The sequence below is a fragment of the Pyxidicoccus trucidator genome, assembly GCF_010894435.1.
GTDB lineage: Bacteria > Myxococcota > Myxococcia > Myxococcales > Myxococcaceae > Myxococcus > Myxococcus trucidator.
Genome location: NZ_JAAIXZ010000013.1, coordinates 233,303 through 250,343 on the forward strand (window position 1 = coordinate 233,303; position 17,041 = coordinate 250,343).

Sequence of the window (17,041 nt, forward strand, 5' to 3'; positions counted from 1 at the left end):
AACTGGCGCGGTCCGCCGTGGACCGCGCCCGGGCTCAGCGCGCCACCTGAGCCTTCACGCGCTTGCGCTCGATGAGCTCGCGCGCGGTCTGCCCGCTCGAGACGAACTCGACGTCTCCCTTCAGCTTTCCCGTGAGGTAGAGACCGAACGCGACGGCCTTGGCGCTCGCCATCTGCAGGCGATTCGTTCCGACATAGACGACGCCCCGCAACCACTCCGGGTTGGCCAGCTGACTGAAGGCTTCCCGAGCCGGCTTGTCGATGGTGGAACCATCGATGTCCAGGATGACGAACACGGGCCCCTGGTCCGCCGCCACCTCCTGCACGATGGAGAGCAGCCGCTTCGCATCTTCCAGGACCGTGGGTCCACTGAAGTCGACGAACAAGACATCGGGCTCCTCGAAGTGCGCCCGATGCGTTCCAAACACCCATTCACGTCGATTCGTCATGAGGGCCCCCCGCCCGGAACTGGAACAACACGCCGGAGAATACCGAATTGTGTCGCGGGGCCGCCAGGGGGCGCCCGAAGCAGGGCTGAGGCGCTGAAACCGTCAGCGCCCGTTCCCGCAGGGCACTCCTTGCACAGGCGTGCGCAGCGCGTCCGCGAGTCGGTCCAGACCCGCGAGCAGGGCGCGGTGCCGCTGGCGCGTCTCCGTGCCTCTCGCACGCAGGGCCATGGCCAGCGCGGCGGGGACATTCAGCGCCGCATCCCCTCGGAGCCGCTCGCGGTACTCGCGCGCCCAGTCGGACGGCACGCGCAGGGACCAGTTCCGCTCGTCCACCGTGCCCGGCGTGTTGTACGTCTCCGTCATTCCCAGCAGGTCCGTGAAGAACACCATGACGTTGCGTGCACGGCTGGCGAACAGGTCCGCCAGCTTCGCCTGTGCGAGCAGTCCCGGGTCCGCTGACAGCTTCCGCGCGAAGTCCTCCCGCTCGGCTTCCTCCGGACACAGGCGCCACGCGAGGTAGTCCGCCTGTGCCTTCAGCGTGCCTCGCCACTGCCACTCCGCCACCAGGCGCCACAGCGACTTCGTGTCGTGGTTGCCCACCATCACCCAGTCCTCGGGCGCCACGTTCTCACTGCGGTACACGTCCGCCGGGTTGTTCAGGTCCGCCTTCTGCGTCACGCGGAAGCGCCCCAGCCCGTACTGCGCCAGCACGCGCTCCAGGGGATACGGCAGCGTGCTGAGCACCTCGCCCAGCAGGTCGCCGAGGTCTCTCCCGTTGCGCCGCGCCGCGCCCACCACGGTGTCGAAGAGGACGCTGTAGCGGCGCACCTGCTCGGGGGTGAGGTACTTCACCTCTCCGTCGGCATGGCGCGGCACCGTGCGGTCCAGCTGCGCCGGGTGCACCAGGGCGTAGCGCGCCAGGTCCGGGTGGTCCGGCAGGTCAGGTGAGGAGAACAGACGCCCCCCGTGCTGCACGGCCCACAGCGCGTCCGGCAGGTCCGCGCGGTACACCCAGGGACACACCAGCCCGTGCGGATGGTCCAGGCGCAGCCCGTCGTACTCGCCGAGCATCTTGTCCATGCGCGCGTTCATGAAGCGCAGCACCGGACCGGTCCGCTGCCCGGCCGCCACGCCCGCGTCGTCGGGCTCGTAGTACTGCTCCGGGTCCAACACGGGGTAGTTCCAGGGCTGGCCATCCGGGTTGGTGCGGCTGGGCGGCGCGCCCATGAGGTACCTGCGCAGGAAGAGCCCCTGCCACGCCCACGTGTCGCGCGGCGAGAAGCCAATCTGCAGGTCGCCGTACAGCTTCAGCCGCCACCCCACCGTGCGCTCACGCAGGCCCTGGTGCTGCGCGTGCACGAGGAATTGGAAGAAGGCGTAGCGCTCCAGCGCCTCCGTGTACCGGGACTCCAGCTCCACGAGACGCGCGGCCGCCGCGGCTTCCTCTTCCTGGCGGGGGCTCCACAGCCGCCCATCCAGCGAGTCACCCCAGCGCCTCCAGTCCGGCTCGTGCTTCTCCTCGCACAGCACGTCGAAGAGGGCGTCACGGAGGAGCCAGGCGTGGTGCTGCTGTCGGAAGGTGGCGAAGCGCCCCGCCAGCCCGAGGATGGCCGGCGAGGCGTCGGGCGCCCCGCGCTGGCGGCGGAAGGACTCCCACGCCTCGTGCAGCGCGGCGAGCTGTGTGCGGAACGCGTGGCGATAGCGCTCACCCGGGCTGACGCCGCGCGGACGACTGGCGACGAGGGCGGCCACGCGCCCGCGCGGGAGGAGTGCGCCCCAGGGCTCGGGCTCCTCCAGCGGCGCGAGCGCGACGTTGAGGACGTTGCGCGAGAAGAGCGTGCCGTCATACGGCGACGCGTTGAACTCCGTGGTCTGTCCCTGCGGCCCGAGCTGGATGCCGTTGAAGCCCAGCTCCCGCGCGAAGGCGAGGTAGCTCGCGGCGCCCTCGGAGTACGGCGAGCCCCAGCCCGTGTCTTCCTCCGGGAGACTGGGAAAGCTCGGGTCGTGGATGCTCAACACGCAGTTGTGGATGTCGAGCGCGGCCAGGGCCTCGGTCACGAGTCGGTGATGGTCTTCGGGCAGCGGCGCTTGAGCCATAGGGGGCAGCGCCGACCCTACGGGCCTCCGCGCAAGGCGCCAACCGTCCTGATGGGCCGGACGTTCAACATCAACCCACGGCGGCGCCTCGTCGGGCTCAGTCCTGCCGGGCCTGGGGCACCGGACGGGGCTCGCCGCCGCCACCGTGGGGCGGGCCGTGCTGCTCCGGGGGACGCATGTGGAAGACCTTGCGCAGCTTGCGGCTCATCCACGTGCGCCCGTCCACGAGGATTTCGTACACCGTCGGAATCACCAGCAGCGTCAGCAACGTGGACGTAATCGTTCCGCCAATCACCGCGCGGCCCAGCGGCGCGCGGAAGTCGCCGCCCTCGCCCGCGCCAATGGCCACCGGAATCATGCCGGCCACCAGCGCCAGCGTCGTCATGATGATGGGCCGCAGGCGGATGCGTCCCGCTTCGATGAGCGCCTCGCGCAGCGGCATGCCCTTCTCGTGCGACCACTTCGCGAAGTCGATGAGGAGGATGGCGTTCTTCGCGACGATGCCCATCAGCAGGATGACGCCGATGAGGCTCATGATGTTGAGCGTGTCGCGCGTAATCAGCAGCGCCAGCACCACGCCGATGAGCGACAGCGGCAGCGACAGGAGGATGGCCAGCGGGTCCAGGAACGAGCCGAACTGGATGACCAGGATGAGGTACATCAGCAGCACCGCCACCCCGAGCGCGATGAACACCCGCGTGAAGACCTCCGCCTGGTCCGCGGACTCACCGCCCGTCGTCAGCGTGTAGCCAGCCGGCAGCGGCACCGCCGTCACCCGCTCCTGGATGTCCGTCATCACCTCCGTCAGCGAGCGCCCCTGCGTGTTCGCCTGGATGTTGATGACGCGCTCGCGGTCCAGGTGCGTAATCTGCGCCGGCCCCAGCGTCTGCCGGATGTCCGCCACCTGTCCCAGCGGCACCAGCCGGGGTGGGCCCTCCTCTGCTCTGGCCACGGCGATGGGGAGCTGCTCCAGGTCGTTCGGATTGTCACGCGCCTCGGGCGCCAGCCGAATCATGACGTCCCGAGTCTCTCCAATGGGGTCCACCCAGTCCCCCACGTCCAGACCCGCGAAGGCCGGCCGCAGCACCTGGGCCACCTGCCCCACCGTCACCCCGAGCTGCCCCGCCAGCCCGCGGTTCAGCTCCACCTCCAGCTCCGGCTTCTGCCCGCGCGTGGACAGCCCCACGTCCACCGCGCCCGGCACCGCCTCCATCTCCTTCTGCACCTGCTCCGCGAGCTGCGACAGCACCTTCTGGTCCGGCCCCCGCAGCTCCAGCTGAATCTGCTTGAAGGCGCCGCCGAAGCCGGAGGTGAACACGGAGATTCGCGCGCCGCCGAGCGTCTTCAGCTCGTCGCGGAAGATTTTGCCGAGCGCATCCTGGCTCACCTCCCGCTCTGACTTCGGCTTGAGCCGCACGTACACCAGCGCCTGGTCCACGCCCGGCGCGCTGAGCGGCAGCGGCACGCCGATGGTGCTGTACGTGTATGCGACTTCCGGGTGCGCGCGGGCGCGGCGGACCACCTCCTCCACCTTGCGCCGCGTGTAGTCCAGGCTGGAGCCCGGCGGCGTCTCCACCAGCACCTCCACCTCTCCGCGGTCGCTCACCGGCACGAAGCCCGCGCCGCCCACCGTGGCCTGCAACCCCAGCGCACCCACCAGCGAGCCCACCGCCACCAGCACCATGGCCAGCCGGTGGTCCAGCGCCCAGGCGATGACGCGCTTGTAGCGGTCCGCCTGCCGGTCGAACCACGTATTGAAGCGCGACAACTGCCGGGAGATGAAGCCGCGCCGCGCGCCCTGCTCCACCTGCGGGTCCGGCCAGTACGCGCTCAGCATCGGGTCCAGCGAGAAGGAGACGAACAGCGACACCAGCACCGCGCACGCAATCGTCAGGGCGAAGGGCTTGAACCACTGCCCGGCGACGCCGTACATGAAGGCCACCGGGACGAACACCGCGACGATGGAGAAGGTGGTCGCCGACACCGCGAGCCCGATTTCCGCGGTGCCCTCGCGCGACGCCGTGTAGTGGTCCTTCCCCATCTCGATGTGGCGGACGATGTTCTCACGCACGACAATCGCGTCGTCGATGAGGATGCCGATGGCCAGCGTCAGGCCCAGCAGCGACATGGTGTTGAGCGTGAAGCCGAACGCCCAGACGCTGATGAAGGCCGCCAGCACGCTCACCGGCAGCGCCAGGCCGGTGATGACGGTGGAGCGCCACGAGTTCAGGAAGATGAACACCACCAGCACCGTGAGCAGCGCGCCCTCCAGCAGCGCCGACTGCACGTTCTCCACCGACTCCTCCACGCGCACGCCCGCGTCGCGGACGATGGCCAGCTTCACTCCCGCCGGCAGCCGCTTCTGCAGGGCCTCCACCCGCGCGCGCACCGCGTCCGCCACCTCGGTGGTGCTGTAGCCCTTGGTCTTCAGCACGTCGATGCCCACCGCCTCCGCGCCGTCATAGAGCGCGAGCGTGCGCGGCTCCTCCGAGCCCACGAAGACGTCCGCCACCTGCCCCAGCCGGATGACCTGCCCGTTGCGCGTGGCCACCACCATGTCCTGGAAGTCCTTCACGTCCCCCAGCCGGCCCTTGAGGCGGATGGACGCCTCCGACAGCGGCGCGTTGATGCGGCCCACCGGCGCCGCCAGGTTCTGCGCCTCCAGGGCCCCCACGACTTCCGCCAGCGATAGGCCCGCGGCCTGGAGCGCTTTCGGACTGAGCTGCACCGTCATCTCCCGCTCGACGTCGCCCACCACGTCCGCCTGCGCCACGCCGGGCACCGAGCGCAGCTCGCCCACCACCAGCGGGTCCGCCACCCGGGACAGCGCCGCCACGTCGAGCTGCTCCGAGGTGAGCGTCAGCGAGACGATGGGCTGGTCCGCCGGGTCGAACCGCGTGAGGATGGGCTCCTCCATCTCCTGCGGCAGGTCCGCCCGCTTGCTGGAGATGGCATCGCGGATGTCCTGCGACGCCTCCTGGATGTCCTTCTCGAACTCGAAGAACACCGTGAAGGTGGCCAGGCCATCGGTGGCGCTGGACGTCGTCTCCTTCGGGTCCACGCCGCTGATGGCGAAGATGGCGTCTTCAATCGGCTCGACGATTTCGCGCTCCACCGTGTCCGGTGACGCACCCGGGTAGACGATGGTGACGTTGATGATGGGCTGCTGGACGTCGGGGAACTCGTCCGTCTCCAGCTGCCAGAGGGCCACGAGGCCGAAGACGACCAGGGCCATCATCGCGGTGATGGTGACGATGGGGCGTTTGATTGCGAAATCGGAAATGAACACGGGGTGACTCCCGGCGGGAAGCGATGGGACGCGAGCGGATTCAGGGCGCGGGTGGAGCTGCCGAGCCGCCCACGCCCGGACCTTCGTCCTCCACGGGCTTCGCGCCCGGGGACGGCGCGTCCACCTTCACGCGCGAGCCCTCGCCCACCTCGTCTCGCGCCGAGCCGAGCAGCACCACGTCTCCCGCCTGCAGCCCGGAGCGGACCTCCACCCACTCCGCGACGTCGTCCCGCAGCCCGAGCTTCACGGGCACGCGCTGCACGCGCTCGGACTGGACGCGCAGCACGGACGTCTCGCCGCGCGTGGTGTCGACGGCATCCACCGGCACCGCGAGCGCCTGCCGCGACTGCGAGGCCACGCGTCCCTCCGCGAAGAGGCCCGCCAGCAGCTGCAGGTCCGTGTTGGGAATGGCCACGTAGAGGCGCACCTGGCCGGTGGCCGGGTCCACCACGGGGTTGATGCGCTCCACCTTGCCGGTGAAGGCGCGCTCACCGTAGCCGGTGACCTGGAACTCCACGGACGTGCCGACCTTCACCTGCTCCAGGCGCGCGGCCGGCACCGAGGCCTCCAGCCGCAGCGTGCGCGGATCCACCACCGTGAAGAGGGGCGTGCCGGGCTGCACGACATCGCCCGCGCTCGCCTGGCGCTCGCTCACCACGCCGTCGAAGGGCGCGGTGATGCGCGAGCGGCCCACCTGCTCCTGCGCCAGCGCCACCCTCGAGCGGGCCTCCGCGAGCTGCCCCTGCGCCTGGGAGACGGAGAGCTGGATGCGCTCGAAGTCCCGCCGGGTGATGACGCCGGCCTCCGCCAGCTTCGCGCTGCGCTCCTCCTCGGCCCGGGCCACCTGGAGCGCGGTGCTGGCCGCCCGCACCGCCGAGCGCGCGGCGAGGAGCTGGTCCATCTGGCTGAGGACCTCGATGCGCGCCAGCTCCTGCCCCTGCTTCACCGTCTGGCCCTGCTCGGCCTTGATGTCGAGGATGGTGCCGCCGACCTCGGCGCGGACCGCCGCCGCCTTGCGCGCCTGGAGCGTGCCGGAGATGCCGGGGCCGGAGCGCAGCTCCTGTGGCTCGGCGCGGGCCACATTCTCCTGCCCGAGCGTCACCACCGGCTCCACGGTCGGCGCCGCGCCTCCCGAGCCCTTGCTGCAACCCGCCAGGGCACAGGCCACCGCCAGCAGCAGCCCGGGCCTCCAGCCAAGCGTCGTTCCACCTACCTGGGCTCGTCTCACGGCGCGTCTCCCGTCCTCCGCCCGGCGGCCGGCACCTGGCCCCGGCGAGCCGGCTAACCATGGTGTCGCCCCCCTGCCTCCGGTAGCCGCTCCAGGTGTCCTTCCACACCCACGGGACACCGGGTGTCCATTGCCTGAAAGCGGAGCGGGCGGGCGGGCGAGCGCCGTCCAGTTCGCCACGTCCTTCGACGCGGCGGAGTCCGGAAGTCGACGGGCTACGGCGTCGTGGCCGCGGGCACCTCGCTCATGAGGAGCGTGCCGGTGCGGAAGTGCCCTGTCTGGCCACAGCCCGACAGCTGCGGCTTGTTCGGGCAGCTCACCGGCGCGGGGGCGCGCGTCGAGGAGGAGGAGCAGCGGGCGCCCTCGGCGTTCCACTCGGCCTCCAGCAGCCATGACTCGGTGTCCTGCTGCACGCCCACCGCGTCGTAGAGGTTCACCCAGTTCCCATCCACCGTGTGCGAGGTGCCGTCCCCGCAGAAGTCCGCGCGCACCATGCGCGTGCAGGCCTGGTGGTGGTCCGCGAGGCTGCGCCCATCCGCCGCCGTCTCCCAGGGCCGGTAGCCGAAGCGCACGCACTTGGCGATGGCCGCGTCCTCGCACGCGAAGGTGAAGACGGTGGGGTCGTCGATGCGCGCGCCGCCGCCGGCCACGCCCTGCTGGTAGTTCCAGCGTCCCATGACGGGAATGGCGTTCAGCGCCGAGCCATCCGCCGCGGGGCACGCGGGCTTCCAGAGGCCGTCCACCGTGTCGAGGAAGGAGACGCGGTAGGACCACACGTCCGCGTTCGCCTCGGTGCCCGGCTGGACCTCGTCCACCCGCAGGTCCACCTTCTGGCCGTCGCCCAGGTTGCCGACGAAGCGCGCGCCGAGGAAGGCCGTGCCGGACACCTCCTGGCCCGCGTCGTAGCCGTGGAAGACGCTGCCCTGGAGCCACACCGAGCTCATCGGGTCATCCGCCGTCGCCGAGGCGTGGGCTCCCGCGAAGCTCACCGAGACGAGCACCTGTCCCAGCTCGGAGCCGTTGAGGTTGCGTCCGTTGAGGTTGCGCCCGTTGAGGTTCCGTCCGTTGGGGGAGGCCAGCTCCGCCACGCGGGACTGCAGCGGAGTCTCAGACTCCGTCACCCCACCCGCGCACCCCACCAACCCCCAGGCCACCACCGCCGCCTGCACCGCCCGCCTCGCGCCCATGACCCCACCTCCCCGACCCGACCTACCCATCCCACGCCGTGCAAGATTTGCAGTCCCGGCGTGCCCCGCAAGCGGCCTGCACTCCGACGGACACTTGCAACGTCCTGCGGATGGCAGCGCACTGGCACGGCAGGGCGAACCGGGGGTTCCAACGTCCTGTAACACCCGGAGTCAGGGTGCCGGTCCGAAGACGGGCCTGGCGGGCGGGCGGCCTACAGGTCCGCGGACGTCGAGTCCGCGCACACGCGCACGCCCATCGCCACGTCGCGCAGCGAGGGCTCCGGCAGCTCGCGGTTGGTGGCCCGCGCGGAGGTGGCCGCGAAGGCGAAGCTGCCGCCGCGCGCCACCGCCTTGCCCGGCTCCAGCCACGAGCGCGTCCACTCCCACACATTGCCGGCCAGGTCGTCCACGCCGAAGGGACTGCGCGACGCGGGGTGGCTGCCCACCTCGTCCGGGCCGAAGCCCCCGGGCTGCTTGCCGTAGGTGGTGTCGATGTTGGCGTCGTCCGGGCCCAGCGTGTCGCCGTGCGGGTACTCGCGCCCGTCCACGCCTCGGGCCGCGCGCTCCCACTCCAGCTCCGAGCACAGCCGCGCCCCGGGCACCCGGCCGCTGGAGGACAGCCAGGCCGCGTACGCCTCCGCGTCCGCGAAGGTGACGCCGCTGACGGGGAAGCGCAGCCAGTCCTGCTCCACGCGCCGCGAGCGCTGGGAATAGCGCAGCTTCTCCCCGGCGCGCACCACGTAGGGCTCGCCGCCGGGCTGGAAGCGCAGCCGCCACGTGCCGTCCACCCTGTCCAGCGCGAGCAGCCCCGCGTACCCGCCGGTGCCCACGCGGGGCAGGTGCCGCCCGCGCTCGTCCGGCGGCAGCGCCTCGATGAAGCCCAGCCAGTCCGCGTACGTCACCTCGTGGCGGGCGATGAGGAAGCCGGGCACCTCCACCGGGTGCTCCGGCACGGCGTTGAAGAACTCGCGCACGCTGGCCTCGGCCGCGCTGCCGAAGCGCACCTCGCCCGGCGGCACGTAGACGAAGCCCTCCGGCACCGCGCCCGCCAGCGGCAGCGGCACGGCCAGCCGCCGCGACTCCCCGCGCCGCAGTTGCACCGGCTGCACCACCGGCTCGTGGCCCAGCGCGCGCAGGGAGAGCTGGTAGCGCCCCGGCGGCACCGGCACGTCCACCCAGGGCCCCACGACGAGGGGCAGCGGCTCGCCGGGACTCTCATGGCCCTGCGCGTCCCGCGTCACCGGCCGCAGCTCCACCTGGACGCTGGAGACGGGCGTCTCCAGGGTGAGGCGCGCGGGCGCGTTCCACTGCTGCCAGCGCGCGCCGGTGACGTCGTACAGCTTCAGCCGCTGCAGCAGCGCGGGCAGCGCCGCGGCGTCGCCGTCCTGCTCGGCCCACAGCGCTCGCTCGTAGAGGAAGTCCGCCAGCGCCTCGCGCACGTCCGGACGGCCCGGCGCCAGGGCCAGCGCGCGCTCCAGCCGGCCCGCCACCGCGTCATAGCGGTGACGCACCCCCGCCGCCTGCGCGCCCGCCTTGCCCCAGAGCTTGTCGGCGTCCGCCTTGCGGCCGCTGCCATAGAGGCGGAAGGCCTCGGCGCGCTCGGAGCCCAGCGAAGCCCGCTCGTACCCCACCGCGCGCAGGGCGTGTGCGGCCTCCTGCAGCTCGGCGCGCACCTGCCGGTCCAGGCCCCAGCGCTCGCGCAGCTTGAGGCCGCCGTAGACGAGCCCCAGCGAGAGGACGAAGCCCGCCGCCAGGACCTGCCGCATGCGCCGGCTGCGCACCACCGTGCGGCGCGAGGCCTTGAGGAAGTCCTGCTCGCGGCGCGTGAGCTCGGCCGCGTCGAGTAGCCGCGTCTCGGCGAGCTGGCGCGGGCCCCACAGCGACTCGCGCACGTGGCCCAGCTTCTCCCAGTGCGCGGCGGCGGCCTCCAGCCGGGCCTGCACCTCGCGGCGCTCCGCCGCCTCCGCCAGCCAGCGCGCCAGCGTGGCCCAGCCGGACAGCAGCGCCTCGTGGGCCAGCTCGTATGAGGTGCCTTCCTGGGCCTCGCGCGCCACCAGCAGGCGCGCGTGCACCAGCGCCTCCAGCGCGGCGCGGTAGCGCGCGTCGTTGCCCACCAGCTCGCGGTCCGTCTTGCGCGCGCGGGTGCCGTCAGCGGTGACGAGGCGCAGCAGCACGCCCCGCGCCGCCGTGCGCTGGTCCGGCAGCAGCCGCGCCACCGCGGCGTCCGCGTGCCGCGCCAGCGCTCCGGCCACGCCGCCGAGCGAGTCCAGCGCGGCCTGGGTAATCACGCTGGCCGCCCCGTCGCGGGCCTCCCACAGCTCCGCCAGCGCGAACTGGAGCAGCGGCAGGCCACCTTCCGCCGCGGTGGTGGAGGCGACGAGCGCGTCCACCAGCGCCTCGGACTCGAAGCGGACGCCCTTCACCCGCGCGGGGCCTGTCACCGCCTCGCGCGTCTCCTCGGGCGTCAGGGCGCGGAGCAGGTACAGCGCGCGCGGCACCTCCATGCCCAGGCCGGGCACGGAGGTGAGGCGGGTGAGGAAGTCGCTCCGGCCGGTGGCCAGCAGGCGCACGCCGCTGGCCCCTTCCGCGAGAGTGCCCAGCGCCTGGCCCGCCAGCGCCACCTCCACCGGCGAGGCCAGCGTCACGAGCTCCTCGAGCTGGTCGATATAAAGGAGGAGGCCGTCACGGGCACCCAGCTTCGCGCGCAGCCGGCGGACGAGGGAGGCGGGCTCGCTGCGCAGCGCCTCGGCCAGGGGCTCCTCGTCCACCTCCAGCAGCGGGGCGAGCGCCGCCGCAAGGGCAGCCATGGGCCTGCGGCCCGGCACCAGCCGCGCGGTGTACCAGCGCCGTCCGTCCTCCAGCCCGCCCTCCGCCACCGCCGGGAGGATGCCGGCGAGGCACAGCGAGGACTTGCCCACCCCGGAGTCGCCGGTGATGAGGAGGAAGGACTCGGAGCGCAGCCGCTCCAGCACCGCGCGCTGCTCGCGACGGCGGCCGAAGAAGACGGCGCGGTGCTCCGCCTCGAAGGCCTGGAGGCCCCGGTAGGGGTTGCCCTCGGGCACGTCCTCCGGCGTCTCGTCGCGGGACAGCGCCTCCAGGGCTTCCAGCAGGTGCGCGGCGGAGGTGTAGCGCTCGCCTGGCTCGCGGCGCAGGCACCGGTCGATGATGCCCGCGAAGGCAGCGTCCACACCGGGTGCGGCCTCGGCCAGCGAGCGAGCGTCCTTCGTGCGCACCACCTTGGGCAGCTCTCTCCAGGGCACGTCGCGGAAGGGGCCCCGGCCCGAGCACAGCTCGTAGAGGACGATGCCCAGCGAGTACACATCGCTGCGCGCCGTCAGGTCCTCGCCCGCCCAGGCCTCCGGGGACATGTAGTAGGGCGTGCCCACCAGCGCGCCGCTCGGCAGCGAGGGGAGGAAGACGCCGTCCAGCGAGCGCGCGGAGAAGTTGGGGCTGGCCTCCGGGTCCAGCTCCTCGGGCAGCTTCGGCGGCACGGCGTCCGGGCGGGGCCCGGCCTCGCCCGGCTCGGCGGCCTGGTCCAGCAGCTTGGCGAGCCCGAAGTCGAGCAGCTTCACCTCACCGGCCTCGGTGAGCACGGCGTTGCCCGGCTTGATGTCCCGGTGCAGCACGCCGCGCCGGTGGGCGGCGCTCAGGCCGCGCGCCAAGTCCCGGCCGATGGACAGCACCCGCTCCCAGGGCTGGGGCTTGGAGAGCCGGTCCAGGCTCACCCCCCGGATGAACTCGGAGACGAGGTAGGGCTGGTCCTCCAGTTGTCCCACCCGGTACAGGGTGACGACGTTGGGGTGCTGGATTCGGGCGGCGGCCCGGGCCTCCACCAGGAAGCGGGCCAGGGCGTTGGGGCCGAGGGCGGGGATGAACTTCACCGCCACCGGGCGCTCGAGGAGCGTGTCGTGGGCCAGGAACACCCGCCCCGTCCGCCCGCGGCCGATGGGCCGCACGAGGCGGTACTCATCGAACTCCTCGGGAGGAGTCCACGAGTCCGTCGGCGGCGGCTCAGCGGCAGCGGGGGAAGTGCCCACAGGGGGTGCCTATGCATCCACACGCCAGGGGTCAACCGGGCGGGAGCGGGGAACGACTCACAACGGAAGGGCGGTGCCCCGAGTGTCCGGTGCCGGGCAGTGGGGGTGTCTTCTGGCTCAGCTCCCCTGCCCGCTCTTCCCCTTCACCTTGCTGGGCTTGAGCATGTTGCGAATCTTGTTCTCGAGGTCCTGCGGCAGGCACGGCTTGGCGACGAACTCGTCGGCACCGGCCTCCCGGGCGTGCTCGGCGTTGCCCGCGAGGACGTGGCCGGTGAGCGCCATGACGGGGATGTCCCGCGTGCGCGCGTCCTGCTTGATGAGGCGGGTGGCCTCCCAGCCATCCATGATGGGCAGGGACAGGTCCATCAGGATGATGTCCGGCTCGCCGTCCTGCGCCTTCTCCACCGCCTCCCGGCCGTTGGAGGCGGTGTCCACCTCGAAGCCGACGAACTCCAGGTACTCCGCGTACATCTCCCGCGCGTCATCGAAGTCGTCGACGACGAGGACCCGCTTCTTGTTGCCGGCAGACGCTGGGAGCGCGTTGGCGGGCGCCGCGTCTTCCGGGGCTGTCATGGCCGTTCGCTTCATGGAACCGACGCCTCACGTGTAGGGAAAGGGCGGTCGGGAATCTATACACGACGGTTCCAACGCGCCCGTCCCCCCACGATTTGACGAATGGACCCGGGGGGTGATGGAGCGTTGACTGGAGAACCGTGGGAGGCGGGTGGCGCCCCGGACCTTGGCGGACCGGGGCGCGGTGGGGCTGAGGGAGTGCGGAGGAGGGCTCAGTCGTTGGGCGTGTAGACGTAGAGCCTTCGCCGGGTGGGTTCGCTCTCGGAGTACTCGGCCCGTGCCAGCACGGGTCTACCGGAGGCGTCCAAGGCGAGCAGGGTGGCTCCAAATGGAGTCGAACCGGGAGTCTTCCTCAAAGGGCTGCCTACCGGCTCCCAGGCTCCAGCATTCCACCGTCGAAGGTAGAAGACGGTCGCCCCGCCTGCCATTTCTGGTTCGGCAATCAGTGCAATCAGTCTCCCCTGCGCGTCAAAGGTGAGAGCAACCGCCAAGGAATTGGTTGCACCGGGATGGACGCTGATGGGGTTGCCAAGGGCCACCCAGGAACTCCCATTCCACCTCCGGAGCTGAGCGCTGTTCGCAGTCCCATTCGAGGCGGGAACGTCCAGAATGGGGGCCCCTGAATCATCAATGATGAGTTTCCCGGGGTAAGTCTGCGCCGGCATGGGGATGGCTTCCCAGGCACCGCCGTTCCAGCGCTTCATGTAGGCGGCGATGGTGCCGGAGTTGCTCTCGCTCCAGGTGACGATTGGATTTCCGGCCGCATCCATTTCCATCTGCAAGCTGGAGACGGACCACGCTGAGTTGACCTTGAGTGTGCCTCCCAGAAGGCCCCAGCTACTGCCATTCCAGCGCCCGACCAGGAGCTGGTCAGCCCCCTGGTAGAGTTCACGAAATGCGAGCGCAAGGTAGCCCTGTTCGTTCCCCTTGAAGATGATGAAGTCGGCACTCGCTTGCTGGCGCAGGAGTGTTCCCGGAGTACCCAAGGACTCCCAGGCCTCGCCATTCCACCGCTGAGCGCGAAAAGTCATTCCAGTAGCCTGTGAAAACTCGTTCCAAGCCACGCTAGGCAACCCGTCTCCATCGACTTCGAGCGCGGAGAAAAGGCTCCCGTGCCCTGCGGTAACCTCGCGAACGCTGCCAATCTGCTCCCAGCCTGTACCGTTCCACCGTTTGACGCGGATACCGAAGGGCTCCAGGTTGGTGCCATCCGACCACGCCACGACAGGCTGGCCCGCCCCATCGATTCGAAGAGAAGGCGTCTGCACGATCGAGCTCTCGGTCGAACTGGCGCTCAGGGGCTCACCCAGAGGCAGGTAGCCGGGGACCGTCCACTCCCAGTCCTGGGGAAGGGCCTGCAGGGTGTTGCCCGCCAGGTCCGCCAGGCCGTCGAGACTCACCTGCACGACAGTGTCAGCGGGCAGGAGCGAGACAGGTCGTAGGGTCAGCAAGGTCCCTTCAGGCGTCAGCAAGACATCCGCGGCAACGACGCCTGCATCAGACAGCAACTTCACCGACGCCGCGCTCACGGTGGCCGGCTTGAGAGGCTCGGAGAAACTCGCCTGGATGGTCTGGCGCACTGGGACGTTTTGTGAACCGGTCAGCGGCGTTTGCGAGATCAACCGAGGCGAGGTCCTGTCCACTTCGAGCGTACGCGACTCACTCGTGAATCTGCGCTCCCCCAGGGTCGCCCTCACGACAAGCACGTGCGAGCCCTCTTCAAGGGACTGAGTGCTCCAGCGAAGTTCGTAGGGCGGGGCCAGCGTGGCAACAGCCACTCCGTCCACGAGGAGTTCCAGCTCGTCTGGAGCGGGCCCGATCACCTCGGCATTCACCTGGACGTCGCCATTGGTGATCGACTGGGAGGTCACCAGTGTGACGACCAGGGATGGAGTACCTGAATCCAGAACTCCCGAATCAGGAATACCGGAATCAGGAACAGAGGCGTCTGGTGATGTCCCCGAGTCCTCGGCATGCCCACCCGGCACACCTGAGTCAGAGGTTTCAGTCACCTGTTGGACTTCAGGCAGATCAATGCATGCCCAGGAGAACAGGCACGCAAACAGAGCAACGATTTGGGGGTAGCGCATGGCGCAAGTCACTGATGCAGCCGTTGTTCCGGGCCCAAGCCGAACCGGCAGCTTCGGAACCCACGGAATTACCGCAGGTTCGAGTCATGGAGATGGCAGTTCATCCAGAAGGTAAGTCCACGGGTGGGACTTGAGTCCCATGAGGTGGACGCTCGCTCCGGTTCTTCCCGGGCCTCTCGTAGAAACAGCAGCGCCCCCGTGGAGCTCATTCCACGGGGGCGCTGAAGAGACACTCAAGCTTTGAAGCTCAACCCTGCCCGTTCATCACGGAGAGACGGGCACGGCCATCTGGCCCATACCGGTCACAGGCAGGTCACTGGTGACCGACTGTCCCCAGAAGCTCTCATAGGTACCGTTGATGTAGCGCGAAGGGAGCTTGGAGAATGACACCACCATGTTGAGCGAGCTGAAGCTCACGTTCTGGATGGCATTGGCACCAGCGAAGGTGAAGGCCCACCGAGTGGTGTAACCAGACGAGTCAATCTGGAACACCGGCGTCTCGGCCGGGATGCGCGTCTGGATGGGAGCCGTGGGCTCGGCACTGAAGAGTTCGAAGCCTACGGGATTGTTCACCTCTCCCGGATAATCGCCAACCACGCCGGGATTCGGGCCACCAATGTCGACCGACACATGGACGTAGACGTTTCCGGCGCCGATGAACTCGCGAGAGATGGGGTAGTTGAAGTTGACGTAGACGGTTTCACCGCTGTTGAGCTGGCCCGACGCGGGAGCGACGGTCGTGGTCTCCTGGTAGCGCGCATCCGTAATGGATACAGCCCGCGCGGAGGTCGGATCTCCTACGAAGAAGAAACCCGTGCGCGTGAAGATGCTGCCGCCCTCGGCGGACACGGCACGCAGGTCCAGGTTGTATTCCTTGCCCTCCACGAGGGTGAGGTTCGGAGTGATGGTGGCGCTGTAGCCGCCATTGCCGACGGTGGCGTTGACCGTCAGCGACTCGCGCGCGTACTCATCCGTCAAGCGCGCCAGCAGCGAGCCCTGCTGCACCGGCTGGTTGAAGAAGAGGTGGATGGGCTCGCCGGGGCGAACCAGGTTGCGCAGCGGGTCGCGGTCGGTGGCCCCACGCAGGCTGCCGACGTTGCTGCTCTCGACGTTCAGCGTGCCACCCGTCGGCCGCGTGAAGGGCAGGTTGATGAGGCGCGTGGTGCTGTTACCGACGATTTCGCCGCCGGAGTAGGAGCTCACGAAGCCGCCCGTCTCCGGGAGGCCGGTCGAAGTGGAGACCATCGGGGACACCCACAGGCGGTACTGGCCGCCCTGCAGACGCGCCATCTCCGCAGCGCCCGGGATGCCCGAGAACGTCAGGAGGCCCTGCTCGTTCGCGGTCGCCTCGACCACGACATTGCTCACCACGCGGGTGGTGTTGTCGCCGTTGAACAGGACGATGGAGCCCGCGGGCGTGGCCTCGATGGTCGCCCTCGCGCCCACCGCGGGACGGCCCTGCGGCGTCACCACGAGGAAGTTCAGCGTGCCATCCAGATGCGCCAGGGTGATGGGGCCGAAGCTCGCGTTGCCGTTGTTGATGGGAACGTTGCCGGCCGACGAGGGCACCGTCGACGTGGCGCGCAGCGTGGCGTAGTTGGCCTTGCTGAAGGTCAGCAGCACCTGGGCGCCAGCGGGGACATCCGTGTACTCGAAGTTGCCCTTGGCATCCGTGGTGGCCGCCACCGGCTCCGCGGAGCTGCCGATGGTCATCTCCACCGAGACGTCGGCCAGCGGCTTCAGATCGGTACCCAGCACCTGGCCCGACACGGTGCCCTTGGGCGTGGACGGCGTCACCACCGTCACGCTGTCCGGCTCACGCACGCCATCCGCGATGCCGTCACCGTTCTCGTCCTTCGCCTCTTCGCCGCAACCGAGCGCCAGCAGCGGCACCAGAGCAAACACCAGATGCTTCTTCATCATCCCCACCTTTAAAGGAAATTCCCCAATATCGACGCCCCAACACTTGGAAGGGCGTCGGGCGGACACTCTCCGACCCGAGCCCATCCCGTCAAGGCGGGGGGGCTCTCTCCCTCAAATCCCCATCCCCAACTCGCGTCACGCTCGCTCCGAAGTGGATCAGCGCAGTCCC

General features: G+C 70.1%; 9 protein-coding genes. All 9 read right to left on the bottom strand.

The window, feature by feature from the left end:
- Nucleotides 1-34 precede the first annotated feature (34 nt).
- The gene (locus G4D85_RS32265; protein ID WP_164017898.1) at nt 35-448 is read right to left on the bottom strand and encodes a hypothetical protein; all 414 of its coding nucleotides are present in this window, start codon (nt 446-448) and stop codon (nt 35-37) included.
- A 102-nt stretch (nt 449-550) separates the two neighbouring features.
- Complete coding sequence (locus G4D85_RS32270) at nt 551-2,545, bottom strand: 4-alpha-glucanotransferase (RefSeq protein ID WP_164017899.1); 1,995 nt, start codon at nt 2,543-2,545, stop codon at nt 551-553.
- A 97-nt stretch (nt 2,546-2,642) separates the two neighbouring features.
- Nucleotides 2,643-5,834, bottom strand: coding sequence for an efflux RND transporter permease subunit (locus G4D85_RS32275; protein WP_164017900.1), 3,192 nt, complete (start codon nt 5,832-5,834; stop codon nt 2,643-2,645).
- A gap of 40 nt (nt 5,835-5,874) precedes the next feature.
- Complete coding sequence (locus tag G4D85_RS32280; RefSeq protein WP_240359616.1) at nt 5,875-7,062, bottom strand: efflux RND transporter periplasmic adaptor subunit; 1,188 nt, start codon at nt 7,060-7,062, stop codon at nt 5,875-5,877.
- A gap of 215 nt (nt 7,063-7,277) precedes the next feature.
- A complete protein-coding gene (locus tag G4D85_RS32285) occupies nt 7,278-8,249 on the bottom strand; it encodes an ADYC domain-containing protein (protein WP_205525807.1) in 972 nt (323 codons plus the stop codon).
- 212 nt (nt 8,250-8,461) lie between these two features.
- Nucleotides 8,462-12,286, bottom strand: coding sequence for a bifunctional serine/threonine-protein kinase/formylglycine-generating enzyme family protein (locus G4D85_RS32290; protein WP_164017901.1), 3,825 nt, complete (start codon nt 12,284-12,286; stop codon nt 8,462-8,464).
- Between the two features lie 117 nt (nt 12,287-12,403).
- Nucleotides 12,404-12,859, bottom strand: a complete 456-nt coding sequence (locus G4D85_RS32295; protein ID WP_420821735.1) for a response regulator — start codon at nt 12,857-12,859, stop codon at nt 12,404-12,406.
- 212 nt (nt 12,860-13,071) lie between these two features.
- Complete coding sequence (locus tag G4D85_RS32300; protein ID WP_164017903.1) at nt 13,072-14,949, bottom strand: Ig-like domain-containing protein; 1,878 nt, start codon at nt 14,947-14,949, stop codon at nt 13,072-13,074.
- A gap of 264 nt (nt 14,950-15,213) precedes the next feature.
- Nucleotides 15,214-16,872, bottom strand: coding sequence for a carboxypeptidase-like regulatory domain-containing protein (locus tag G4D85_RS32305; protein WP_164017904.1), 1,659 nt, complete (start codon nt 16,870-16,872; stop codon nt 15,214-15,216).
- Nucleotides 16,873-17,041: the final 169 nt, after the last annotated feature.